The sequence below is a fragment of the Umezawaea sp. genome (assembly GCF_057122925.1).
In genome coordinates this window covers 208940-233965 of the sequence record NZ_DBNGPQ010000048.1, presented here as the reverse complement: position 1 = coordinate 233965, position 25026 = coordinate 208940, and the positions used below count along the sequence as shown (strand labels likewise).

General features: G+C 73.3%; 20 protein-coding genes. All 20 read left to right on the top strand.

What is annotated here, in order from left to right; all coding sequences use genetic code 11:
* The first annotated feature begins 445 nt into the window (after positions 1 to 445).
* The 20 genes from AC156L_RS10980 to AC156L_RS10885 all read left to right on the top strand — a co-directional run bounded on the left by AC156L_RS10980 (position 446) and on the right by AC156L_RS10885 (position 25025).
* A complete protein-coding gene (locus tag AC156L_RS10980; protein ID WP_330874403.1) occupies positions 446 to 1645 on the top strand; it encodes an ROK family transcriptional regulator in 1200 nt (399 codons plus the stop codon).
* Positions 1642 to 3216 carry a sugar ABC transporter ATP-binding protein gene (locus AC156L_RS10975; RefSeq protein ID WP_330874402.1) on the top strand — a complete coding sequence of 525 codons (1575 nt, stop codon included), beginning with the start codon at positions 1642 to 1644 and terminating at the stop codon, positions 3214 to 3216. The genes AC156L_RS10980 and AC156L_RS10975 overlap by 4 nt, the downstream gene beginning before the upstream one ends.
* Positions 3217 to 3308: 92 nt before the next feature.
* Positions 3309 to 4244: an ABC transporter permease gene (locus AC156L_RS10970; protein WP_330874414.1), complete on the top strand. Its 936-nt coding sequence runs from the start codon at positions 3309 to 3311 to the stop codon at positions 4242 to 4244.
* 89 nt (positions 4245 to 4333) lie between these two features.
* Positions 4334 to 5386 (top strand): substrate-binding domain-containing protein, encoded by a 1053-nt coding sequence (locus AC156L_RS10965; RefSeq protein ID WP_330874401.1) that lies wholly within the window; start codon positions 4334 to 4336, stop codon positions 5384 to 5386.
* A gap of 88 nt (positions 5387 to 5474) precedes the next feature.
* A complete protein-coding gene (locus AC156L_RS10960) occupies positions 5475 to 6620 on the top strand; it encodes a Gfo/Idh/MocA family protein (RefSeq protein WP_330874400.1) in 1146 nt (381 codons plus the stop codon).
* Positions 6621 to 6845: 225 nt separating this feature from the next.
* On the top strand, positions 6846 to 11597 hold the full coding sequence (locus AC156L_RS10955) for a ThuA domain-containing protein (RefSeq protein WP_414719807.1): 4752 nt from the start codon (positions 6846 to 6848) through the stop codon (positions 11595 to 11597).
* Between the two features lie 86 nt (positions 11598 to 11683).
* Entirely contained in the window at positions 11684 to 12853 is a 1170-nt protein-coding gene (locus AC156L_RS10950; protein ID WP_330874399.1) for an inositol-3-phosphate synthase, read from the top strand.
* Positions 12850 to 13704 (top strand): SCO3242 family prenyltransferase, encoded by an 855-nt coding sequence (locus AC156L_RS10945; protein ID WP_330874398.1) that lies wholly within the window; start codon positions 12850 to 12852, stop codon positions 13702 to 13704. The genes AC156L_RS10950 and AC156L_RS10945 overlap by 4 nt, the downstream gene beginning before the upstream one ends.
* Entirely contained in the window at positions 13701 to 15134 is a 1434-nt protein-coding gene (locus AC156L_RS10940; RefSeq protein ID WP_330874397.1) for an EboA domain-containing protein, read from the top strand. Before AC156L_RS10945 ends, AC156L_RS10940 begins: the two co-directional genes overlap by 4 nt.
* 2 nt (positions 15135 to 15136) lie before the next feature.
* Positions 15137 to 16003, top strand: coding sequence for a TatD family hydrolase (locus tag AC156L_RS10935; protein WP_330874396.1), 867 nt, complete (start codon positions 15137 to 15139; stop codon positions 16001 to 16003).
* Positions 16003 to 17175, top strand: a complete 1173-nt coding sequence (gene eboE / locus AC156L_RS10930) for a metabolite traffic protein EboE (protein ID WP_330874395.1) — start codon at positions 16003 to 16005, stop codon at positions 17173 to 17175. Before AC156L_RS10935 ends, eboE begins: the two co-directional genes overlap by 1 nt.
* Positions 17172 to 18566: an alkaline phosphatase family protein gene (locus AC156L_RS10925; RefSeq protein ID WP_330874394.1), complete on the top strand. Its 1395-nt coding sequence runs from the start codon at positions 17172 to 17174 to the stop codon at positions 18564 to 18566. Before eboE ends, AC156L_RS10925 begins: the two co-directional genes overlap by 4 nt.
* Positions 18566 to 19576 (top strand): sugar phosphate isomerase/epimerase family protein, encoded by a 1011-nt coding sequence (locus AC156L_RS10920; protein WP_330874393.1) that lies wholly within the window; start codon positions 18566 to 18568, stop codon positions 19574 to 19576. Before AC156L_RS10925 ends, AC156L_RS10920 begins: the two co-directional genes overlap by 1 nt.
* Before the next feature lie 14 nt (positions 19577 to 19590).
* Positions 19591 to 20442 (top strand): sugar phosphate isomerase/epimerase family protein, encoded by an 852-nt coding sequence (locus AC156L_RS10915; protein WP_330874392.1) that lies wholly within the window; start codon positions 19591 to 19593, stop codon positions 20440 to 20442.
* Between the two features lie 280 nt (positions 20443 to 20722).
* Positions 20723 to 21019 carry a hypothetical protein gene (locus AC156L_RS10910; RefSeq protein WP_330874391.1) on the top strand — a complete coding sequence of 99 codons (297 nt, stop codon included), beginning with the start codon at positions 20723 to 20725 and terminating at the stop codon, positions 21017 to 21019.
* Between the two features lie 149 nt (positions 21020 to 21168).
* A complete protein-coding gene (locus tag AC156L_RS10905; protein WP_330874390.1) occupies positions 21169 to 21561 on the top strand; it encodes an antibiotic biosynthesis monooxygenase family protein in 393 nt (130 codons plus the stop codon).
* Positions 21558 to 22151, top strand: coding sequence for a SchA/CurD-like domain-containing protein (locus AC156L_RS10900; protein ID WP_330874389.1), 594 nt, complete (start codon positions 21558 to 21560; stop codon positions 22149 to 22151). Before AC156L_RS10905 ends, AC156L_RS10900 begins: the two co-directional genes overlap by 4 nt.
* On the top strand, positions 22148 to 22537 hold the full coding sequence (locus tag AC156L_RS10895) for a cupin domain-containing protein (RefSeq protein WP_330874388.1): 390 nt from the start codon (positions 22148 to 22150) through the stop codon (positions 22535 to 22537). Before AC156L_RS10900 ends, AC156L_RS10895 begins: the two co-directional genes overlap by 4 nt.
* Positions 22534 to 23790 (top strand): beta-ketoacyl-[acyl-carrier-protein] synthase family protein, encoded by a 1257-nt coding sequence (locus AC156L_RS10890; RefSeq protein ID WP_330874387.1) that lies wholly within the window; start codon positions 22534 to 22536, stop codon positions 23788 to 23790. The genes AC156L_RS10895 and AC156L_RS10890 overlap by 4 nt, the downstream gene beginning before the upstream one ends.
* A complete protein-coding gene (locus AC156L_RS10885; protein WP_330874386.1) occupies positions 23787 to 25025 on the top strand; it encodes a beta-ketoacyl synthase N-terminal-like domain-containing protein in 1239 nt (412 codons plus the stop codon). Before AC156L_RS10890 ends, AC156L_RS10885 begins: the two co-directional genes overlap by 4 nt.
* The last annotated feature ends 1 nt before the right edge of the window (position 25026 follow it).

The window sequence follows — 25026 nt, the reverse complement described above, 5'->3', positions numbered from 1 at the left end:
TGCCCGCTGCCCGCTGCCCGCTGCCCGCTGCCCGCTGCCCGCTGCCCGCTGCCCGCTGCCCGCTGCCCGCTGCCCGCTGCCCGCTGCCCGCTGCCCGCTGCCCGCTGCCCGCCCATCGGCGCCACCCACACCACTCCGACAAAAGCCGCTTCCCTGACAACGTTGTCACCATTCACCGCCACAAGCCCGATCCACCCTTCGTGAACGCCGCATCTCCATCAAGTTTCGTGTCTTTCCAACCCACTTTTGTACAAAAAAAGCAAAAGTCACCCCTACTTCTTGCTCTGAACGGCCTATTGCGTCCGATATGGGTGGTAGTTCAGGCTCTTTTGTGAGCTGAGACACCGACTTTTGATCGGCTCCTCAACGAAGTGGAGTGTTCGTGCTGCGTCACCCGGGCTCGACAGACCGAACGGGTCTGCGTCGAGCGAACCTGGCTCTCCTCGTGCGGACGCTCCGCGAGCACGGCCAGGTCTCCCGCGCGCAGCTCGCGGTGCACTCCGGGCTCTCCAAGGCGACCATCTCCTCCCTCGTCGGCGACCTGGGGCAGCGCGGTCTCGTCCGCGCGGCGGGCACCACGGCGGGCGGGCAGGGCAGACCCGGTGAGCTGGTGGAACTCCGGCCCGCGTCGGCCTGCGGCGTCGGGCTGGACCTGCACGTCGAGCACGTGGGCGCGACGGTCGTCGACCTCACCGGCGAGGTGCTGCTGCGCAGGCAGGTCGCGTGCGACGTGCCCGGCTCCGGTCCCGAACGCGTGCTCGACCTGCTCGCGGACGTGCTGACCGGCGTGGTCGACGACGTGCGGGCGCGCGGTGGCTGGGTCGTCGGGGCCACGGCCGCCGTGCCGGGGCTGGTGGACACCGACGGCGCGGTGGTGCGGTTCGCCCCTCGGCTGCGGTGGCGCGAGGTCGCGCTGCGCGACGGACTGGCCGCGCGCACCGGGCTCGCCCTGGACTTCTTCGGCGCCGACAACGACGCCAACCTCGCCGCCGTCGCCGAGCAGCAGGCCGGTGGCGCGGCGGCGGGCCTCGACGACTTCGTCTACCTGACCGGCGACCACGGCGTCGGCGCGGGCGCCGTCTCGCGCGGCGAACTCGTGCGCGGCCACCTCGGCTACGCGGGCGAGGTCGGCCACATGATGCTCGACCCGCTGGGCCCGTGGTGCTCCTGCGGGCGGCGCGGCTGCTGGGAGACGCAGGTCGGCCTCGGCGCGCTGCTGCACGCCTGCGCCAGCCCCGACGACCCGGTCCGCGACCCGGCGCTCGACCCGGACGCCCGGATGGCGCTGGTCAGGGCACGCGCCGAGACCGGTGACCGGCGCACCCTCGACGCCCTGCACCAGATCGGCACCGCGCTCGGCGCGGGCGTCGCGGTGCTGGTCAACCTGTTCAACCCGGCCGCCGTGGTGCTGGGCGGCTACTTCGCCGCCCTGTCCGAGTGGCTGGTCGAGCCGGTCCGCTCCGAGGTCGCTTCCCGCGTCCTCGCCGAAGGCGCCGGTGGCGCGACGGTCGTCGCGTCCCGGCTGGGTTTCCGGGCCCCGTCCACGGGCGGCGCGGTGCACGCGCTGGGCCGCGTGCTGGACGACCCGACCGTCGTGACGATGGAGGACCACGTGGAGAGCACGGAAGGAATGGTGGCCCCATGAGCGTCTCGCCGGATGACACCGGGCACGACCTCGGGCAGCCGCTGCTGAGGATGACCGGCATCGTGAAGGAGTTCCCCGGTGTCCGGGCGCTCGACGGCGTCGAGCTGAGCGTGCTGCCGGGCGAGGTGCACTGCCTGCTCGGCCAGAACGGCGCGGGCAAGTCCACCCTGATCAAGGTCCTCGCGGGGGCGCACCGGCCCGACCACGGCGAGATCCTGTGGCGGGGCGAGCCCGCGACGCTGTCGTCCCCGGTGGCGGCGCTGCGGCTCGGGGTCGCGACGATGTACCAGGAGCTGGACCTCGTGCCGGGGCTCTCGGTCGCGGAGAACGTGTTCCTCGGGCACGAGAAGGCCCGCTTCGGGTTCAGCCGCCGGGGCGCCGCGAACGCCGAGGCCGCCGCGCTGATGCGCAGGCTCGGCCACGCGGAGATCCCGCCGGAGCGGGAGGTCGGGCTGCTGTCGGCCGCGGGCCAGCAGCTCGTGTCGATGGCGCGGGCGCTGGCCCACGACGCGCGGCTCATCGTGATGGACGAGCCGACCGCCGCGCTGGCCTCCGACGAGGTGGACAACCTGTTCCGCATCGTCGGCGAACTGGCCGCCGACGGCGTGTCCGTCGTCTACATCTCCCACAGGCTGGAGGAGATCCGCCGCATCGGCAGCCGCGTCACCGTCCTGAAGGACGGCCGCACCGTCGCCTCCGGGCTCCCCGCCGACACGCCGACCTCCGACCTGGTGAACCTCATGTCGGGCCGCCAGGTCCGCACGGTGTTCCCGGTGCGCGAGGAGTCCACGGCCGACGAGCGGGTCGAGGTGCTCAAGGTCGAGGGGCTGACCAGGGCGGGGGAGTTCGCCGACGTCAGCTTCACCGTCCACGCCGGGGAGGTGCTCGGCATCGCCGGTCTCGTCGGCGCCGGGCGCAGCGAGATCCTGGAGACCGTGTTCGGGGCCCGCAAGGCCGACGCCGGCACCGTGACCGTCAACGGGCAGCGGCTCAAGCCGGGCAGCGTCTCCGCCGCCGTGAAGGCGGGCATCGGGCTGGCCCCCGAGGAGCGCAAGAGCCAGGCCCTGCTGCTGGAGCTGCCCGTCGCGCACAACGTGACGCTGGCGAGCCTCGGCGCCTACAGCACCGCCGGGTTCACCGACCGGGCGCGGGAGATGAAGGACTCGCGCGCGGTGCTGGAGAAGCTGGAGCTGAGGCCCGCCGACCCCCGCCGCCTGGTGGGCACGTTCTCCGGCGGCAACCAGCAGAAGGCCGTCGTCGCGCGCTGGCTGGTGCGCGGCTGCCGGGTCCTGCTGCTCGACGAACCCACCCGCGGCGTCGACGTCGGCGCGCGGGCCGAGCTGTACCGGCTCGTGCACGAACTGGCCGCCGACGGGGTGGCCGTGGTCCTGGTGTCCAGCGAGGTCCCCGAGGTGCTCGGCCTCGCCGACCGGGTCCTCGTGCTGCGCGAGGGCGTGGTGCTCGCCGACCGACCGGCCGCCGAGCTGACCGAGGCGGCCGTGCTCGACATCGTGATGGAAGGCAGCGCCGCGACCGAGCTCGCGGGCGTCGCAGAGGAGGCATCGTCGTGACCAGCAAGTCCTCGACCCCGGTGCTCGCCACCGGAGCAGAAGGCCAGACCACGCCCCCGCCGGGCCGGGAGCGCCCGCGCCGCGGGTTCACCGTGGACGTGCGCCTCGCAGGCCTCGTGGGCGTGCTGGTCGTGCTGTGCCTGGTCGGCTACATCACCCGCCCGGACGGCTTCCTGACGGAGGCCAACATCTCCACGATGCTGCGGCTCGCCGCGGCCATCGGCGTGGTGAGCGTCGGCATGACGTTCGTGATCATCAGCGGCGGCATCGACCTGTCCGTCGGGTCGATCGTGGCGTTGAGCAGCGTGTGGATGACCACCCTCGCGACGCAGGCCTACGGGCCCGTGGTGATGGTGCTGTGCGGGCTGCTGGTCGGCCTGGGCTGCGGTCTGGTCAACGGGGTGCTGATCTCCTACGGCAAGATCGTGCCGTTCATCGCCACCCTCGCCATGTACGCCTCGGCGCGCGGCCTGGCCGAGCGGCTGTCCGGGCGGCGCACGCAGGTCGTGTCCGAGACCGGCTTCACCACGTTCTTCCGCGGCGACTTCCTCGGCATCCCGGTGCTGATCTGGATGCTCGCGCTGGTCTTCGCGGTCGGCTGGGTGCTGCTCAACCGGACCACGTTCGGCCGCCGCACCTTCGCCGTCGGCGGCAACGCCGAGGCCGCCCGCCTCGCGGGAATCGACGTGAAGCGGCACACCGCGCTGGTGTACGGCATCGCGGGCCTGTGCTGCGGCATCGCCGCGATCATGGTCGTCGCCCGCACCACGTCCGGTGCCTCCACCAACGGCCTGTTCTACGAACTGGACGCCATCGCCGCCGTCGTCATCGGCGGCACGCTGCTCACCGGCGGCCGGGGCAGCCTCATCGGCACCCTCGTCGGCGTCCTGATCTTCACGGTGCTGAACAGCATCTTCACCCAGAACAACCTCGACACCGACATCCAGAACATCGCCAAGGGCGTGATCATCGTCGCCGCCGTGCTGCTGCAGAGCACCAGGCTGCGCCGCCGCGTCCGGAAAACCTGACGGCGAACCCGGCCGCGTTCGTCCGGTCCGCTCACGTTCCACCCGCTGTCCCTCCGCCAGGCCCACAACCCACACCGCTGGAGTTCGCCATGCCATCACTCGACCGTCGCCGCTTCCTGTGGGGCACCACCGCGCTCGGCGCCACCGCCGTCCTCGCGGGCTGCACGTCCAACGAGTCGCCGAACGCGGCGGCCTCCAACGCCGCGGTGGCCGGGGGCTCGGGGGAGAACAGCCAGCCCGGCAAGGCCGTCACCATCGGCTTCTCCGCGCCCGCCGCCGACCACGGCTGGATGGCGGCCATGACGAAGAACGCCCGCGCGCAGGCCGGGCGGTTCTCCGACGTGACGCTGAAGGCCACCGAGGGCACCAACGACGTCAACCAGCAGATCGGCCAGGTCGAGACGCTGATCAACGACAAGGTCGACGTGCTGGTGATCCTGCCCTTCGACGGCAAGGCGCTGACCGAGGTCGGCAGGCAGGCCACCGAGGCGGGCATCCCGGTCGTCAACGTGGACCGGATCTTCGACACGCCGCTGGCCTACCGGGCGTGGATCGGCGGGGACAACTACCGCATGGGCGTCAACGCGGGCAACTACATCGCGGGCCAGATGAAGGCGAAGAACATCTCCAGCCCGATCATCGGCGAGGTCGCCGGGATCGACTCGCTGCCGCTGACGCAGGAGCGCAGCCAGGGCTTCAAGGACGCGCTGGCCCGCGCGGGCTTCTCCGTCGGCCCACGGGTGGCCGCCCAGTTCACCCCGGAGTCCGGCGAGCAGCAGACCGCGAACCTGCTCCAGGGCGCGAGCAAGCTCGACGCGCTGTGGAACCACGACGACGACCAGGGCATCGGCGTCCTGGCGGCGATCGAGGGCGCGGGCCGCAAGGAGTTCATCATGGTCGGCGGCGCCGGGTCGCGGAACATGATGGACCTGATCAAGGCCGACAGCGGCGTGGTCAAGGCGACGGTGCTCTACAGCCCGTCCATGGCCTCGTCCGCCATCGCGCTGGCCCGCCTCCTCGGGCAGGCCAAGGGCATCGGCGACCTCGCCGAGCACGAGATCCCGGCGCTCATCACGACCTACTCCGCCGTCGTGAGCAAGGAGAACGTGGACTCCTACCTGGACGTCGGCTTCGACTCCTGACCGGGGGGTCCCGGCGTCGCAGCGCGGCGACGCCGGGACCGCCCCGCCGGATCGAGGTGGACGCAGGATCGACGAAGGGCCGAGACGGATGAACGACAACCGCGGGGAGATCGGCGTCGGGATGGTGGGGCACGCGTTCATGGGCGCGGTGCACTCGCAGGCCTGGCGCAACGCGCACCGCTTCTTCGACCTGCCGCTGGTGCCGAAGCTCGCGGCGCTGGGCGGACGGGACGCGGGCCGCACCAGGGAAGCGGCGGACAAGTACGGCTGGGCCGCGGTCGAGACCGACTGGGCAGCCCTGATCCGACGCGACGACGTGCAGGTGGTCGACATCTGCACGCCCGGTGACTCGCACTGCGACATCGCCGTGGCCGCGCTGGAGGCGGGCAAGCACGTGCTGTGCGAGAAGCCGCTGGCCAACTCGGTCGCGGAAGCGGAGAAGATGGCCGCCGCCGCGCAGGCCGCCGCCGCCCGCGGCGTGCGGTCGATGGTGGCGTTCAACTACCGCCGGGTGCCCGCGCTGGCACTGGCCCGCAAGCTCGTCGCCGAGGGCCGCATCGGCGAGGTGCGGCACGTCCGCGCCGTGTACCTCCAGGACTGGCTGTCCGACCCGGACTCGCCGATGACGTGGCGGCTGACCAAGGAGAAGGCGGGCTCCGGCGCGCTGGGCGACCTCGGCGCGCACATCGTGGACGCGGCGCAGTTCGTCACCGGCCTCACCATCACCGGCGTGTCCGCGCTGACCGAGACGTTCACGACGTCGCGGCCGGACGGCGCGGGCGGCACGGGCGAGGTCACGGTGGACGACGCGGCGCTGTTCCTGGCCCGCTTCACCGGCGGCGCGGTCGGCAGCTTCGAGGCCACCCGCTACGCGCTGGGCCGGAAGAACGCGATGCGGCTGGAGGTCAACGGCTCGCGCGGCAGCCTGGCCTTCGACTTCGAGTCCATGAACGAGCTCCAGTTCTTCGACGGGGACGCCCCCGGCTCCGAGGCCGGGTTCCGCCGGGTGCTCGTCACCGAGGCCGACCACCCCTACGTCGGCGCGTGGTGGCCGCCCGGCCACCTGCTCGGCTACGAGCACACGTTCGTCCACGAGGTCGTCGACCTGGTGGGCGCCATCGCCGCCGGGACCGACCCGACGCCGAGCTTCGCCGACGGGCTCCAGGTCCAGCGGGTGCTCGCGGCGGTGGAGGACAGCGCCACGGCCGAGAGCTGGCAGAGCGTCCCCCGCTAGGCGGCACGACCCACGACGCCCGGTGAGAGCGGCGCCGGCCCGGCGGACGGGCCTGGCCGGCGCCGCGACACGAGAGGAGGTCTCCCAGCCTTCCGCGGTCCCCAGTTGCGTGAGAACGAGGAGAGAGTACCCGTGCCTGGTAAGAGAAGCGTCGATCACGGCCCGCAGTTGCGGACACCAACCCCGAACCTACGTGCACCGGCGAAGCGCCTCGGCGCCGCCGCCCTGGCCCTGCTGACCGGCGTGGGGGCCGGTCTCGTCGGCATCGCCGCGCCCGCCGCGGCCCACCCGGACGGTGAACACGTCCTGGTGTTCTCCAAGACCGCGGGCTTCCGGCACGACTCCATCCCGGACGGGATCGCCGCCATCCAGGCGCTCGGGGCTGCCAACCAGTTCTCCGTGGAGGCCACGGAGGACGCGGGCGCGTTCACCGACGCCAACCTCGACCGGTTCGACGCCGTCGTGTGGCTGTCGACGACCGGTGACGTGCTGAACGACGAGCAGCAGGGCGCGTTCGAGCGGTTCATCCAGGACGGTGGCGGCTACGCGGGCGTCCACGCCGCCGCGGACACCGAGTACTCCTGGCCCTGGTACGGCGAGCTGGTGGGCTCCTACTTCAAGTCCCACCCGGCCATCCAGGAAGCCGACGTGCTCGTCGAGGACCACGACCACGGCTCCACGTCGCACCTGCCGGACAAGTGGACGCGCACCGACGAGTGGTACAGCTACCAGAGCAACCCGCGCGACGACGTGCACGTGCTCGCCGCGCTGGACGAGACCAGCTACACGCCGACCGACCCGTCCGGTGATCACCCGATCGTGTGGTGCCACCCGCAGGGCGAGGGCCGCTCCTGGTACACCGGCATGGGCCACACCAAGGAGTCCTACGCGGACGCGGCGTTCCGGCAGCACCTGCTGGGCGGCATCAAGTACGCGGCGGGTTCCGCGGCGGGCGACTGCGAGCCGGGCGGCACGACGCCGAACGAGCCGCCGACCGACGCGGACTTCGACCAGATCACCCTGGCGCTGGGCGAGGAGAAGACCGGTGAGCCGATCGCGCTCGCCGTCCTGCCCGACCGCCGGGTGCTGCACACCTCCCGCGACGGTCGCGTGTGGCTGACCACCCCGGAGGCGACGACGTCGCTCGCCGGGCAGATCCCCGTCTACAACCACGACGAGGACGGTCTCCAGGGCATCGCCGTCGACGCGGACTTCGCCACGAACAAGTGGGTCTACCTCTACTACGCGCCACCGCTGGACACCCCGGCCGGTGACGCGCCGGAGAACGGCACCGCGGCGGACTTCGCGCGCTTCAAGGGCTACAACCAGCTCTCCCGGTTCACGCTGTCGGACGACGGCACGCTGAACCTCGCGAGCGAGCAGAAGATCATCCAGGTCCCCGCCGACCGGGGTCTGTGCTGCCACGCGGGCGGTGAGATCGACTTCGACGCCCAGGGCAACCTGCTGCTGTCCACGGGCGACGACACCAACCCGTTCGCCTCGGACGGCTACTCGCCGATCGACGAGCGCGCCGACCGCAACCCGGCGTTCGACGCCCGCCGCTCCTCGGCCAACACCAACGACCTGCGCGGCAAGATCGTGCGCATCAAGGTCGCCGCCGACGGCTCGTACACCGTCCCCGCGGGCAACCTGTTCGCGCCGGGCACCGACAAGACCCGTCCCGAGATCTACGCGATGGGCTTCCGCAACCCGTTCCGGTTCGCCGTGGACAAGAAGACCGGCTGGATCCACCTCGGCGACTACGGTCCCGACGCCGGGTCGGCCAACCCGAACCGCGGTCCGGGCGGCACCGTCGAGTTCAACCTGATCAAGGAGCCGGGCAACTACGGCTGGCCGCTGTGCGTCGGCGACAACCTGGCGTACAACGACTACGACTTCGCCACCGGCACCTCGGGGGAGAAGTTCGACTGCGCGGCGCCGCGCAACGACAGCCCGCACAACACCGGTCTGGTGGACCTGCCGCCCGCCAAGGCGGCGTGGATCCCCTACGACGGCGGGTCCGTGCCCGAGTTCGGCACCGGCGGCGAGTCCCCCATGGGCGGGCCGACCTACGACTACGACCCGGACCTGGACTTCGTGACGAAGTTCCCGGAGTTCTTCGACGGCAAGAACTTCGCCTACGAGTGGGACCGCGGCTGGATCAAGACCATCGACGTCGGCCCGAACGGTGAACGCGGCGCGATCACCCCGTTCTTCGACTCGATGACCCTGACCAGGCCGATGAACCTGGAGTTCGGGCCGGACGGCTCGCTCTACGTCCTGGACTACGGCAGCGGCTACTTCGGCGGCGCGCCGGACTCGGCGGTCTACCGGATCGACTACACGCAGGGCAACCACACGCCCGTGGCGAAGCTGGCGGCCGACAAGACGTCGGGCCCGGCGCCGCTGACGGTGAACTTCGACCCGACCGGCACCACCGACGAGGACGGGCCCGAGCTGAACTGGGCGTGGGACTTCGACGGTGACGGCACCACCGACTCCACGCAGGCCGGACCGGTGAGCCACACCTACACCACCGTCGGCCGGTACAACGCGAAGCTGTCGGTGACCGACCCGACCGGCCTCACCGGCGCGGCCACCGTCGTGATCAACGTCGGCAACACCGCCCCGGTGGTCACGCTCAACGCCCCGCTCGACGGCTCGGTGTTCAGCTTCGGCGACCAGGTGCCGTTCTCCGTGACGGTCACCGACCCCGAGGACCAGCCGATCGACTGCTCCAAGGTGGTCGTGGAGTACATCCTCGGCCACGACAGCCACGGCCACCCCCTCAGCCGGGCCACCGGCTGCGAGGGCAGCATCCCGACCCCGGCCGACGGCGGCCACGGCGCGGACGCCAACGTCTTCGGCGTCATCAACGCGACCTACACCGACAACGGCGCGCCGGGCGCCCCGGCGCTGACCGGGTCCGACGAGGCCGTGCTCCAGCCCAAGCACAAGCAGGCCGAGTTCTACACCGGCGCGCAGGGCGCGCGGGCGCTGGAACGCGACACCGCCGAGGGCAAGAAGAGGGTCGGCGAGATCGAGAACGGCGACTGGATCAAGTTCAACCCGGTGAACCTCGTCGGGGTGACCGGGATCGGCTACCGCGTCTCGTCGGGCGGCTCCGGCGGCACGCTGGAGGTCCGGCTCGACGCGCCGGACGGCCCGCTGGTGCAGTCGGTGTACGTGGCCAACACCGGCGGCTGGGACAACTACGTCGACCTCGACCCGACCCCGATCACCGACCCCGGTGGCACGCACGAGATGTACTTCGTGTTCAAGGGCGGCGCGGGTTCGCTGTTCGACGTGGACTCGTTCACCTTCAGCACGGACCAGGCCGCCTCGTGCACGCCGGTCGCGCCCGAGGAGGGCTACCGCAGCCTCTACGACGGCACGGCCGCCAGCCTGGAGTCGTGGAACCAGGCGGGTCCGGGTCGCTTCGCGCACCAGCCCGACTGCTCCATCCGCTCCGAGGGCGGCATGGGTCTGCTGTGGCACGAGGCCGAGCTGGGCTCCTACAGCCTCAAGCTCGACTGGAAGCTCGCCGGTGACGACAACTCCGGTGTCTTCATCGGGTTCCCCGATCCCGGCAACGACCCGTGGGTCGCGGTGAACCAGGGCTACGAGATCCAGATCGACCCGACCGACGCCGTGGACCGCACGACCGGTGCGATCTACACCTTCAAGGCGGCCGACATCGCGGCGCGCGACGCGGCGCTCAAGCCCGCGGGCCAGTGGAACGCCTACGAGATCGTGGTCACCGGCCAGCGCATCCAGGTGCTGCTGAACGGGGTGCTGATCAACGACTACACCAGCACCGACCCCGCCCGCGACCTCACCCGCGGCTACATCGGCCTCCAGAACCACGGCGACTCCGACGACGTGCGGTTCCGCAACGTGCGCGTCAAGGACCTCGACGTGGTGGCGCCGGAGACCACCGCCAGCACCAGCACCGCTCCCGGCGAGTCGGGTTGGTACACGGCGGCCCCGGTGTCGGTGGAGCTGGCGGCCACCGACGCGGGTGGTGTCGCGCGCACCGAGTACCGGCTCGACGGCGGTGACTGGACCGCCTACACCGAGCCGATCGTCGTGACCGGCGACGGCGCCCACCGGGTGGAGTACCGCTCCACCGACACCTCGGGCAACGTCGAGCAGGTCAAGGCGCTGGACGTCAAGATCGACGGCACCGCCCCGGTCACCACCGCCACCTTCGCCGCACCCGGCGAGAGCGGCTGGCACAGCGGAGCCGTGTCCGTGGTCCTGACCGCGGCCGACCCGGCCTCCGGGGTGGCCCGCACCGAGTGGAGCCTCGACGGCGGGCCGTGGACGGCCTACCTGCGGCCGGTGGCGGTGTCCGGCGACGGCACCCACACCCTGCTGCACCGGTCGGTCGACACCGCGGGCAACACCGAGGTCGACCGCGCGGCGACGATCGAGATCGACGGCACGGCACCCACGCTGCTCGTCGCGGGCGTGGCGAACGGCCGGGTCTACGGCGACGCGACCGACGTGGTCGTGTCGTGGGAGGCCGGTGACGCCACCTCCGGCGTCCGCGCGGTCTCCGCGACCGTCGGCCAGCGGGCGCTGACCTCGGGCACGGCGCTGCCGCTGCACGAGCTGGCGCTCGGCGTGCACGAGCTGAAGGTCGTCGCGACCGACGTCGCGGGCAACGCCACCACCAGGACGGTGCCGTTCGCGGTCAGCACGTCGCTGCGGGACGTGTCCCAGCTCCTCGACCGGTTCAAGGCGACCAACCGGCTCTCGAAGGCGTCCTACGACCAGCTGACCAAGCAGCTGGCCAAGGCGCGCAAGTTGGAGGCGGAGGGCAAGGACGCCAAGGCGGTCAAGGAGCTGAAGGCGTTCCGCACCCTGGCCGCCGGTGTCCCGGACGCGGGCGTGCGCGCCGTGCTCGTCCGCGACACCGACGCGGTGATCGCCCAGCTCGACGGCGCTCCGGCGCCGCTGCGCCGGGAGTAGTTCCCACACGGGTCGGGCGGGCGCGGTGACCCGCGCCCGCCCGACCCGGCACCACCCAGCTTTCCCCTGCGAGAAGGGCGGTCGTGATGACGGACCAGCGGACCGGGCTGTGGCTGATCGGGGCACGCGGATCGGTGGCGACCACCGCCGTGAGCGGGCTGCTCGCGCTGCGGGCCGGACTCGCGCCGCCCACCGGGTGCGTCACCGCGAGACCGGAACTGGCGGAGGTCGACCTGCCGTCGTGGGACGACCTGGTCGTCGGCGGCCACGACGTGGTGACGACGTCCCTGGAGAAGCGCGCCGAGCAGCTCGCCCACGCGGGCGTGCTGCCGCACCACCTGCTGCCGTCGCTGGCCGACGGCCTGCGCGCGACCGACGCGGAGGTCCGCGAGGGCTACCACCCGGCCACCCACCGCGGCGCGCAGGCCGACGCGGCCGAGCGCCTCACCGCGGACCTGGTGTCGTTCCGGGAGCGGCACGACCTGGCGCGCGTCGTCGTGGTCAACGTGTCCTCCACCGAACCGCCCGTGCCGCACCTGCCCGAGCACGACGACCTCGCGCTGCTGGAGGCCGCGCTGGCCGACCCGGAGCGCGCCGTCCTGCCGCCCAGCTCGCTGGCCGCGTACGCGGCGCTGCGCGCGGGCTGCCCGTTCGTCGACTTCACCCCGTCCGCGGGCGTCGCGCTGCCCGCGCTGCACCAGCTCGCCGTGGACCTCGGCCTGCCCTACGCGGGCCGCGACGGCAAGACCGGCGAGACGCTGCTGCGCACCGTCCTCGCGCCGATGTTCACCGCGCGGGGCCTGCGCGTGCGCTCCTGGTCGGGCACCAACCTGCTCGGCGGCGGCGACGGGGCGACCCTGGAGGACGCCGAGCACGCCGCCAGCAAGCTGGAGACCAAGGCCCGCGGCCTGGCCGCGCTGCTCGGCGAGCCCGTGACCTCGCCGCTGCACATCGACAACGTCCCCGACCTGGGGGAGCAGAAGACCGCGTGGGACCACGTGTCGTTCGAGGGCTTCCTCGGCGCGCGGATGAGCCTCCAGTTCACCTGGACCGGCCTGGACTCCTCGCTGGCCGCGCCGCTCGTGCTCGACCTGGCCCGCCTCGTGGCCGCCGCGCACGCGGACGGCCAGTCGGGTGCGCTGGGAGCGCTGGCGTTCTTCTTCAAGGACCCGCTCGGCCACGACGAGCACCGCTTCGCCGAGCAGACCCGCGAACTCCACGCGTGGGCCCGCGAGCTGGGGAGGCACGGCGCGTGAGGGCCTACGTCGAACTCGTGCGCGCGCCCGCCGCGCTCACCGTCCTGGGGGACGCGGTCGCCGGGGCGGCGGCGTCCGGGAACCCGCTGCGCGGCCGTCGCGCGCTGCTGCCGCTCGCGTCGGTGGCGCTGTACTGGTCCGGCATGGCGCTCAACGACTGGGCCGACCGCGACCTCGACGCCGTGGAACGCCCGGAGCGGCCGGTGCCGTCGGGCCGGATCTCGCCGAACCGCGCGCTCGCCGTCGCCGCCGGGCTCAGCGCCACCGGTCTCGGGATCGCGGCGTGGGCGGGCGGCCGGGACTCGCTGCGCGTCGCCGTGCCGCTCGCGCTGGCCGTCTGGTCCTACGACACCGTGCTGAAGTCGACCCCGGCCGGCCCGGTCGGCATGGCCGCCTGCCGGGCGCTGGACGTCCTGCTCGGCGCCGGTGCCGCCGGGGCGAGGGGCGCGCTGCCCGCCGCGGCGGCCGTGGCCGGGCACACCCTCGGCGTGACGGCGCTGTCGCGCGGCGAGGTGCACGGCACGTCGGCCCCGGTGGCCCGCGCGGTCCTCGGCGGCACGGCGCTCAGCGCCCTGGCCGCCGTCGCCGGACCGTCGGCGTCCTGGCGGCACCGCCTCGCCGGGCTCGCCGCCGCGGCGGGCTACGCCGCCACCGTCGGCCGAGCCCAGCTCAACGCCGTGAGGACGCCCGACGCGGCGTCCGTGCGGACCGCGACCAAGGCGGGCATCCACGGCATGGTCCCGCTCCAGTCGGCTCTCGCCGCGCGGGCCGGGTCGGTCGCGGGCGCCGCCGCCGTCGCGCTGGCGCTGCCGCTGGCCCGCCTGCTGAGCCGGAGGGTGAGCCCGACATGACCTTCCACCTCGGCTACGGCACCAACGGCTTCGCCAACCACCGCCTCGACGACGCGCTCGACGTCATCGCCGACCTCGGGTACACGTCCGTTGCGCTGACCCTGGACCACCACCACCTCGACCCGTTCGCCGACGACCTGCCCGCGCGGGTCTCCCAGGTCGCCGCGAAGCTCGACCGGCTGGGTCTGCGCTGCGTCGTGGAGACCGGCGCCCGGTTCCTGCTCGACCCGCGGCGCAAGCACCACCCGACGCTGGTCAGCGAGTCGCAGGAGGTCCGGGTCGACTTCCTGCTCCGGGCGGTGCGCGTCGCCGCGGAGCTGAACGCCGACTGCGTGTCGTTCTGGTCCGGCATCAAGCCGGACGACGTGCCCGCGGAGCAGGCGTGGGCGCGGATGCGCTCCGGTGTCGCCGCCGTCCTGGAGGGCGCCGAACCGCTGGGCGTCACCCTCGGCCTCGAACCCGAGCCGGGGATGTTCGTGCAGCACCTCACCCAGGCGCTGCGGCTGCGCGAGGAACTGGGCTCGCCGCCGCTGTTCGGCGTCACGCTCGACGTGGGGCACTGCGTGGCCGTGGAACCCGACGACGCCGCCACGTGCGTGCGCCGCGCGGGTTCGCTGCTGGTCAACGTGCAGCTCGACGACATGCTCCCCGGCGTGCACGAGCACCTGGAGTTCGGCGAGGGCGACCTGGACCTGCGCGGCACCCTCGCCGCGCTGGCCGCGGTCGGCTACGTCGGCGTCGCGGCCGTCGAACTGCCGCGGCACGGCCACGCCGCCCCGGACGTGGCCCGCCGGGCGCTGGAGGCGCTCACGGCGGCCATGCCGGACGAGCCCGCGAAGCCCCGGCACCCGTGGCTCGCCGACGCCCAGCGCGCGGTGCGCCGCGACCCCGCCGCGGTGGGCAGGCTGTTCCCGGCCGTGGGCCGCCGGGTCGGCCGCGACCTAGCCCGGCCGGACGACGATCCGCGGGGACTGGTGCACGGCGGCGTCGACGACGCCGCCCGCGCCGAACTCCTCGGCGCGCTCGCGACCGTCCTGGACGACGACGCCCTGTCCGCCGAACTGCTCGCGCTCTACCGGCACGGCGACGACGCGGAGAGGCGCGGCGTGCTGCGCGGCCTCGCCCTGGTCGGCGACCGGGCGCCCGCGGCGGGCCTGGAGATCGTCCGCGACGCGTTGCGCACCAACGACGTCCGGCTCGTCGCCGCCGCGCTCGGCCCTTTCGCCGCCGACCACCTCGACGACCACGGGTGGCGGCACGGCGTCCTCAAGTGCCTGTTCACCGGCGTGCCGCTGGCCGCGGTGGCGGGGCTGGAGCGGCGCACCGACGACGAGCTGCTGCGCATGGTCGCCGACTACGCCGCCGAACGCACCGCCGCGGGCCGCGACGTGCCCGCCGACGCCGCACGACTGCTCGGGAAGGGTGAGTGAGGGTGCGCATCTTCGACCCGCACGTCCACATGACGTCCCGCACGACCGACGACTACGAGGCCATGCACGCCGCCGGGGTGCGCGCGCTGGTCGAACCGGCGTTCTGGCTGGGCCAGCCCCGCACGTCGGTCGGCTCGTTCACCGACTACTTCGACGCGCTCATCGGCTGGGAGCGCTTCCGCGCCGCCCAGTTCGGCATCCGCCACCACTGCACGATCGCGCTGAACCCCAAGGAGGCCAACGACCCCCGCTGCACGGCCGTGCTGGACGTGCTGCCGCGCTACCTGGAGAAGGACGGCGTCGTCGCGGTCGGCGAGATCGGCTTCGACTCGATGACGCCGGAGGAGGACGAGGCGTTCGCCCGCCAGCTCCAGCTCGCGGTCGAGCACGAGCTGCCCGCGCTGGTGCACACCCCGCACCGCGACAAGGCCGCGGGCACGCGCCGCACCCTCGACCTGGTCAAGGAGTCCGGCCTCCCGGTGGAGCGGGTCGCCGTGGACCACCTGAACGAGACGACCGTGCGCGCGGTCGCCGACTCCGGCGCGTGGATGGGCTTCTCCATCTACCCGGACACCAAGATGGACGAGCACCGGATGGTCGCGATCCTCAAGGAGTACGGCACCGCGCGGGTGCTGGTGAACTCCGCGGCCGACTGGGGCCGCTCCGACCCGCTCAAGACGCACAAGACCGGCCTGGCGATGCTGGAGGCGGGCTTCAGCGAGTCCGACGTGGACACCGTGCTGTGGCGCAACCCGGTCGAGTTCTACGGCCAGAGCGGACGCCTGCTGCTCGACGACCTGCCCGGCTTCAGCGCCGCGCCGGACACGTTCTCCGGCAACTCCGTGCTGCGCGGCGGCGGTGACCGGTGATGGACCTGTCCTACTGCACCAACGTCCACCCCGCCGAGGACCTGCGCGGCGTGCTGGCCCAGCTCGACCGCTTCGCCCTGCCCGTGCGCCGCCTGCTCGGCACCGACCACCTCGGCCTCGGCCTGTGGCTGTCCGCCGACGTCGCCCGCGGCCTCGCCGAGGACGAGGCGTCCCGGCGGCGGCTGCGCGCCGAGCTCGACGCGCGCGGCCTGGAGGTCCGCACCCTCAACGCCTTCCCCTACGGCGGTTTCCACGACGCCGTGGTGAAGCACTCGGTGTACCGGCCGCGCTGGACCGACCCGGAGCGGCTGCGCTACACCACCGACTGCGCCACCGTGCTGGCCGACCTGCTGCCCGACGCCGCCGCGAGCGGCTCCATCTCCACGCTGCCGCTGGGCTGGCGCACCCCGTGGACGCCCGACGACGACTCCGCCGCGTTCGCCGCCCTCGACGACCTGGCGCGGGTGCTGCGCGCGCAGGCCGCGTGGACCGGCAAGCCGATCGCGCTGGCCGTCGAACCCGAACCCGGCTGCGTCCTGGACACCGTGCACGACGCGGTGACCCGGCTCGCCGGGCGGGTCGACCCCGACCACGTCGGGATCTGCCTGGACACCTGCCACCTCGCGGTGTCCTTCGCCGACCCGGCCGCCGCCGTCGCCGAGGTCCACGCCGCCGGTCTGCGCGTGGTCAAGGTGCAGGCGTCGGCGGCGCTGGAGGTCACCGCCCCCGGCACGCCCGAGGGCCGCCGCGCGCTGGCCGCGTTCACCGAACCCCGCTACCTGCACCAGGTCCGCGAGCTGAGCGGGGGAGTGGTGCTCGCCTCCGACGACCTGCCGCAGGCCCACCACGAGCTGCCCGGCCGCGACCCGTGGCGCGTGCACTTCCACGTCCCGCTGCACGCGCGGCCCGCCGCGCCGCTGTCGGCGACCACCGAGGTGCTGCGCGACGCCGTGGGGGCGCTCGCCGCGCACGGCCCGCTGCCGCACGTGGAGGTCGAGACCTACACGTGGAGCGTGCTGCCCGGCGCCGTCGGCCAGGACGACACCGGGCTGGTGCGCGGCATCGCCGCCGAGCTGCGCTGGGCGCGCGAACACCTGGGGGTGCTGGACACCGCGGTCCCGGAGCAGAGCGCGCCTCGGGACCTGGCCGTCGAGGAAGGAGCCCGCCCGTGAAGCCGCTCGTCGTGATCGACGTCGTCGGGATGACCCCGGCGCTGCTGCCCCACATGCCGAACCTCGCGCGCCTGGGGTGGCGGGCGGAGCTGGGCACCGTGCTGCCCGCCGTCACGTGCAGCGCCCAGTCCACGTTCCTCACCGGCCTCACCCCGGCGGAGCACGGGGTCGTCGGCAACGGCTGGTACTTCCGCGACCTCGGCGAGGTCCACCTGTGGCGGCAGCACAACCGCCTGGTGGGCGGGGAGAAGCTGTGGGAGACCGCGCGCCGCGCCCACCCCGGCTACACCGCGGCCAACGTCTGCTGGTGGTACGCGATGGGCGCGACCACCGACGTGACGATCACACCCCGGCCGATCTACCACGCCGACGGACGCAAGTCGCCCGACGCCTACGTCCGGCCGCCCGAGCTGCACGACGACCTCGTGGCCGCGCTGGGGGAGTTCCCGCTCTTCCAGTACTGGGGGCCCACGGCGTCCATCGCGTCCAGCCGCTGGATCGTCGGCGCCGCACGCAAGATCCTGGTCGAGCAGCGCCCGGACCTGCTCCTGGTCTACGTGCCGCACCTGGACTACGACCTCCAGCGCTTCGGCCCGAACTCGCCGCAGGCGCGGGAAGCGGCGCGGGCGGTGGACGCGGAGATCGCGCCGCTGCTGGTCGACGCGCTCGGCGCGGGCGCCACCGTCGTGGCCCTGTCGGAGTACGGCATCACCGAGGCCCGCCGCGCGGTCGACGTGAACCGGGCGCTGCGCGCCGAGGGCCTGCTGGAGGTCTACACCCAGGCGGGCATGGAGTACCTGGACCCGTGGACGTCGCGGGCGTTCGCCGTCGCGGACCACCAGGTCGCCCACGTCTACGTCGACGACCCCGCCGACCTGGAGCGCGCGCGGGCCGTCGTCGAGGCGCTGCCCGGCGTGGACCGCGTCCTGGACCGCGCCGAGCAGGCCGGGTTCGGCCTCGACCACGAGCGCTCCGGCGAACTCGTCGCCGTCGCCGAGCCCGACGCGTGGTTCACCTACTACTACTGGCTCGACGACGACCGCGCGCCGGACTTCGCGCGCGGCGTGGAGATCCACCGCAAACCCGGCTACGACCCGGCCGAGCTGTTCTTCAACCCCGCCGACCCGCTCGCGAAGGCCAAGGCCGGGCTGAACCTCGTGCGCAAGAAGGCGGGCCTGCGGTACGCGATGAGCGTCGTGCCGCTCGACCCGTCCCCCGTGCGCGGCAGCCACGGCCGCCTCCCGGACAGCGCCGAGGACGGACCTGTGCTGCTGTGCTCGGACACGAGCGTCGCACCGCGCGAGCGGATCGCCGCGACCGAGGTCAAGGACTTCCTGCTGGAACTGCAGGGGCTGCGGACACCCGCGGCGCACACGAGAGGAGAGCTGTGATGAGCCGACCCGTCACCCTGTTCACGGGCCAGTGGGCCGACCTGCCGTTCGAGGAGGTCTGCAAGCTCGCCGCCGGGTGGGGCTACGACGGGCTGGAGATCGCCTGCTCCGGCGACCACTTCGAGGTCGACCGGGCACTGGCCGAACCGGACTACGTCCCCGCGAAGCTCGCGCAGCTGGAGTCGCACGGGCTCGCGGTGTTCGCGATCTCCAACCACCTCGTCGGCCAGGCCGTGTGCGACGACCCGATCGACGAGCGGCACCGCAACATCCTGCCCGCCCGCATCTGGGGCGACGGCGAACCCGAGGGCGTGCGGCAGCGCGCCGCCGCCGAGATCGCCGACACCGCGCGCGCGGCGGCGAAGCTGGGCGTGGACACCGTCGTCGGCTTCACCGGGTCGAAGATCTGGAAGTACGTGGCGATGTTCCCGCCGGTGTCGCAGGCCGTCATCGACGACGGCTACACCGACTTCGCGAACCGGTGGAACCCGATCCTCGACGTGTTCGACGAGGTCGGCGTGCGCTTCGCCCACGAGGTCCACCCGTCCGAGATCGCCTACGACTACTGGACCACCCGCAAGACCCTCGACGCGCTGGACAACCGCCCGGCGTTCGGCCTGAACTGGGACCCGTCGCACTTCGTGTGGCAGGACCTCGACCCGGTCGGCTTCATCCTCGACTTCGCCGACCGGATCTACCACGTCGACTGCAAGGACACGAAGAAGCGGTTCGACGGCCGCAACGGCCGCCTCGGATCCCACCTCGCCTGGGCCGACCCCCGGCGCGGCTGGGACTTCGTGTCCACCGGCCACGGCGACGTGCCGTGGGAGCAGTCGTTCCGCGCGCTCAACGCCATCGGCTACACCGGGCCCATCTCCGTCGAGTGGGAGGACGCCGGGATGGACCGGCTGCGCGGCGCCGAGGAGGCCGTGAAGTTCATCAGGGGGCTCGTGTTCGACCCGCCCGCCGCGGCCTTCGACGCCGCGTTCTCCACCCGAGAAGAATCCTGAGAGGACAGCGCGCCATGACGCACAGCCCGTCCAGAAGAGCAGTTCTCGGCGCCCTCGGCGCGGCCGCGGCCGTGGGTGCCGCCGCGGCGCTGCCCGGTACCGCGTCCGCCACCGGCGGGGCGTGGCACGGCCGCCGCGTGCCCCGCGAGTCGATCAGCATCCAGCTCTACACGCTGCGCGGCGTGATCGGCGACGACCCCGCGCCCGTGCTGGAGGCGCTGGCCGACATCGGCTACCGCAAGGTCGAGCTGGCGGGCACGTACGGCCGCACCGCGGAGGAGTTCGCGAAGCTGCTGCGCAAGTACCGCCTCTCCGCGACGTCCGCGCACGTGGGCATCGACGGCGACCTGGACAAGGTGGTGGCGGACGCCAAGGCGCTGCGCAACACCTACGTCAACGTGCCGTACGTGAACTACCCGACGCTGGCCGAGTGGGTGTCGTTCACCGAGCGCCTGGACGCGGCGTCGAAGGTGCTGCGCAAGGCCGGGCTCAAGATGGGCTACCACAACCACGCGCACGAGTTCCAGGTGCTGGAGGGCAGGCGCCCGATCGACGTGATCGCGAAGGGCACGTCGCGCAGGGACGTGCACCTGGAGGTCGACCTGTACTGGGTCGTGACGGCGGGGGTCGACCCGGTGGAGGTGTTCCGGCAGAACTTCCCGCGCGTGCGCCAGTACCACGTGAAGGACCGCAAGCCGGACGGTGGTTTCGCCGACCTCGGCAAGGGCACGATCGACTTCGCCCGCGTCTTCCGCGAGACCTGGCACCACCGCGTTGACGAGTACATCGTGGAGAACGACCAGCCCGCGGACGCCCTGGTGACGGCCGAGGTCGGCTACAAGTACCTGCGAGACCTGAGGTTCTGACCCGGTTCGACCCGTTCGCGCGCCCCGGTCGCGGGGCGCGCGAACGCGCGTCGGCGGTCGGCCGCGGATCTCTCCTCCACTGTGGAGTGATGGAGATCCGGGCGCCACGGAGCGCAGTGATCAGCATCTCCCGGTCGGGTGGTTTTCGTCCCCGTCGGAGGATTCACGTCCCGGAACGGCGCGACGGTGGCGGCGCGGGGAGTCCACTGGACCGGCGCCGGGGGTGGGGCGTGCCGGACGACCGGCACCGCGCCCGGCGCGTCCAGGAAGGGACGATCCGATGTCTCGTGAGGTCCTCCGCGCCCTGTCGCGCGCCGCCGTGCTGACCAGCGCCGTGTTCGCCACCGCAGCGCTCTCCTCGCTCACCGCCACCCCCGCGCACGCGGATCCCGGCATCTGCATCGACCACGTCATGGAGAACGGCTACCCCGCGACCGCCGCGGTGCTCAAGGCGTGCAAGGTCGCCAAGACGGGCACCGCCGCGGACGCCCGCGCGTGCCGCGACTCCCTCGTGGCCGAGGGCGTGGCCCACGCGGTCGCCAGGAAGGCGTGCCGGATCGCGTCCTACCCGGACTAGCCCGCGGGTCGGCTCGCCCCAAGGGTCTCTCCTTCAGGTGAACAACGGCCGTCGTGCCCTCCACCGGTTGCGGATCCGCTGCCGCGACTCGACCATCGGTGCTTGAGCTGATGTCCGGCCCTGGTTCCCGTGACCACCGAGGAGGCGCCATGGCAGTGATGGACGAGCACCGCACGACTCGGGTCGAGCGAGGTCCACGCCACCTGCGAGTGATCTTCAAGCTGCGGATCCGGGACGGTTCCGAGGCCCGATTCCTGGACTCCTACGCCAAAATCCGGCACGACGTGGCCGAAGTGGACGGTTACCTGGGCGACCAGCTGTGCCAGTCGGCCACCGATCCCCGCGACTGGGTCATCACCAGCGAGTGGGCGAGCCACGCGCACTTCCTGCGGTGGGAGGCCGGCGCGGACCACCGCGCCCTCGCCGCGCCGCTGATGGAGTGCGTGACCGCGCGGGAATCGCTGCGCTACCACGTCCGGTTCACCACGCAGGCGGGATGCCGCCCGGACGCCGACCAGGTGCTCGTGGGAGGAGAGTCGTGAACCGCTACGCGTTGACGTTCGCCGTGCGACCGGGTTCCGAGGCCGCGGTGGCCGAGATCCTGGGCGGCTACAGCGGCCCGCCGCCGGGGCGTCCCCGGTCCGCCAGGCCGCTGCTGGACCGCACCTCGGTGTTCATGGTGGGGCCCACGGTGGTGCGGGTCGTCGACATCACCTGCCCGCCGCACGAGGCGATCCGGCACCTCGCGGGCCAGCCGCAGATCCGCGCGGTGGAGGAGCGGCTGCGCCCGCACCTCGTCGAGGACCGCGATCTGTCCGATGAGGACAGCAGGCGGCGCTTCCTCGCCACGTCGGTGATGCGGGTCGTGGCCGCGCACGGCGGTCCCGCCCGGCACGCGACCAGGTCCGCGGTGCTGTACCGGGCCTCCCCCGGCACGGGGGCCGACGTGGCGCGGGCGCTCGCCGAGCAGGGCAGGGCGGACGCGCACGGCGCCACCGTGTTCCGCCGCCGCGACCTGGTCGTGCACCTGGTGGAGGGCGCCGCCGACTGGCCCGCCCCGCCACCGGGGCTGGTCCGGCTGGCACGGCCGATGACGCTGGTGACCGACCGCGTCGTGGAGCCGGTCGCATGACCAGCCAGCTGCACCGGATCGTCCGCCCGGAGGACGTGGGGGCCATGCGGGCGAGGGGCGGCGACATCCGGGTGCTGCTCGGCCCGGCGACCGTCGGCGCGACCAGCGGGTTCCTCGGCGTCGTCGCGCTGGAGCCGGGGGAGCAGGTCAACGAGCACTACCACCCGTACTCCGAGGAGTTCCTGTTCGGGATCGAGGGCGAGGTGGTGGTCGACCTCGACGGCGCGCCGCACCCGCTGGGGGTGGACCAGGCGCTGATGGTGCCCATCGGGGTGCGGCACCGGGTCCGCAACACCGGGGCGGTCCCGGCGCGGCTGGTGTTCCACCTCAGCCCGCTCGCGCCCCGGCCCGACCTGGGCCACGTGGACACGGAGCGGTCGCCGTGACGCGCCGGGTGGCCGTCACCGGCCTGGGGGTCGTCGCACCGGGAGGCCTCGGGGTGAAGGCCTTCTGGGAGCTGATGACCTCCGGGCGCACCGCCACCCGGCCGATCACCCTGTTCCCCGCGCGGGGCTTCCGGTCCAGGATCGCGGCGGAGTGCGACTTCGACCCGGAGGCCGCCGGGCTGGTGGCGGCCGAGGTCGACCGGATGGACCGCTACGTCCAGTTCGCCGTGGTCGCCGCGCGCGAGGCGTGGGCCCAGGCCGAGATCGACGCGGCGGACCCGTGGCGGGTCGGGGTGAGCATGGGGTCCGCGGTCGGCGGCACGACGCTGCTGGAGCACGACTACGTGACCACCTCGGGCTCCGGTGAGCGGTGGCTGGTCGACGCGGGCCTCGCCTCCCGGTTCCTGCACCGCGCCCTGTCGCCGGCGGGTCTGGCCGCGGAGGTGGCCGACGCCGTGGGCGCCCGAGGGCCGGTGCGCACGGTGTCCACCGGCTGCACGGCGGGGCTGGACGCGGTGGGCCACGGCGCCCGCCTGATCGAGGAGGGCCGGGCCGACGTGGTGGTCGCGGGCGGGGCCGAGTCGCCGATCTCGCCGATCACGGTGGCCTGCTTCGACGCCATCCGGGCCACCTCGGTGCGCAACGACGACGCCGGGCGCGCCGCGCGCCCGTTCGACCGCGACCGGGACGGGTTCGTGCTCGGCGAGGGCGCGGCCGTGCTGGTGCTGGAGGACCGGGAGCACGCCCGCAGGCGCGGCGCGCTCGTGCTGGCCGAGGTGCCGGGGTTCGCCACCCGCAGCAACGCCCACCACATGACCGGGCTGACCACCGAGGGCGTGGAGATGGCCGAGGCCGCGCGCCTCGCCCTGCACCAGGCCGGGGTGGCGCCCGCCGACGTCGACTACGTCAACGCCCACGGCTCGGGCACCCGGCAGAACGACCGGCACGAGACGGCGGCGTTCAAGCGGGTGCTCGGGCAGCGGGCACACACCGTGCCGATCAGCTCCATCAAGTCGATGATCGGCCACTCGCTGGGCGCGATCGGCGCCATCGAACTGGCGGCGTGCGTGCTGGCCCTCACCCACGGCGTCGTCCCGCCGACGGCGAACCTCGACACCCCCGACCCCGAGTGCGACCTGGACTACGTGCCGCACACCGCGCGGGAGTGCGACCTGCGGGCGGTGCTGTCGGTGGGCAGCGGGTTCGGCGGGTTCCAGTCCGCCGTGGTGCTCACCCACCCGGAGCGGTCGTGAGCCCGGCGGCCGTCGTCACCGGGCTCGGCGTGGTGGCGCCGGGCGGGCTCGGGGTCGAGCGGTTCTGGCCCTCGATCCGCGACGGGCACCGCGCGCTCGGCACGCTGAGCCGGTTCGAGCCCAACCCGTACCCGGTGGTCGTCGGCGGTGAGGTGCGGGGGTTCGAGCAGGAGGAGTGGGTCGACGGGCGCATCGCGGTGCAGACCGACCGGTTCACCCACTTCGCGCTCGCGGCGGCCACGATGGCGCTGCGGGAGGCCGCCCTCGTCCCGGCCGAGGTGCCCTCGTTCGAGTTCGGCGTGATCACCGCGGGCTACTCGGGCGGGGTCGAGTTCGGCCAGCGGGAGATCGAACGGCTGTGGCACAGCGGTCCCGAGCACGTCGGCCCGTACCAGTCGATCGCCTGGTTCTACGCGGCCTGCACCGGCCAGATCTCGATCGGCAACGGCCTGCGCGGCCCGTCCGGCGTGCTGGTCGCCGACGAGGCGGGCGGGCTGGACGCCGTGGCGGGGGCGTGCTCCGAACTCCGGCGGGGGGCCACGGCCATGCTGGTCGGCGGCACCGAGGCCCCGTTCTGCCCGTACGCGATCTGCTGCCAGCTCGGCAACGGGCTGCTCAGCACGGGCACCGACCCGGCCACCGCGTACCTGCCCTTCACCTCCCGCGCCGCCGGTTTCGCGCCGGGCGAGGGAGGCGCGATGCTCGTGGTGGAGGACGCCGACGCGGCGCGCGACCGGGGCGCGCGGGCCCGTGCCGTCGTCGCCGGGTACGGCGCCACCTTCACCGGCCCCCAGCGGTTCGAGCGGTCCGCCGAAGGGCTGGCGCGGGCGGCTCGGTGCGCGCTGGCCGAGGCCGGGCTCGACGTCTCGGAGGTCGACGTCGTCTTCCTCGACGCGCTGGGCGACCCCCTGGCCGACCGCGCCGAGTTCGAGGCGCTGCGGTCGCTGTTCGGGCCCGCGGCCGACCGGGTGCCCGTCACGGCGCCGAAGACCGGGTACGGGCGCTGCTACGCGGGGGCCGCCGCCCTCGACGTGGCGGCGGCGGTCCTGGCCCTCGACCACGGCGTCATCCCGCCCACCCCCGGTGTCGACGAGTGCCGGTTCGACCTCGACCTCGTCACCGGGCCCGCCCGCGAAGCCGACCTCCGCACCGCGCTCGTCCTCTCGCGAGGCCTGTACGGCGGGAACTCGGCGCTGGTCCTGCAACGTCCGGAAGCCAACAGAGGAGGCAGCTGAC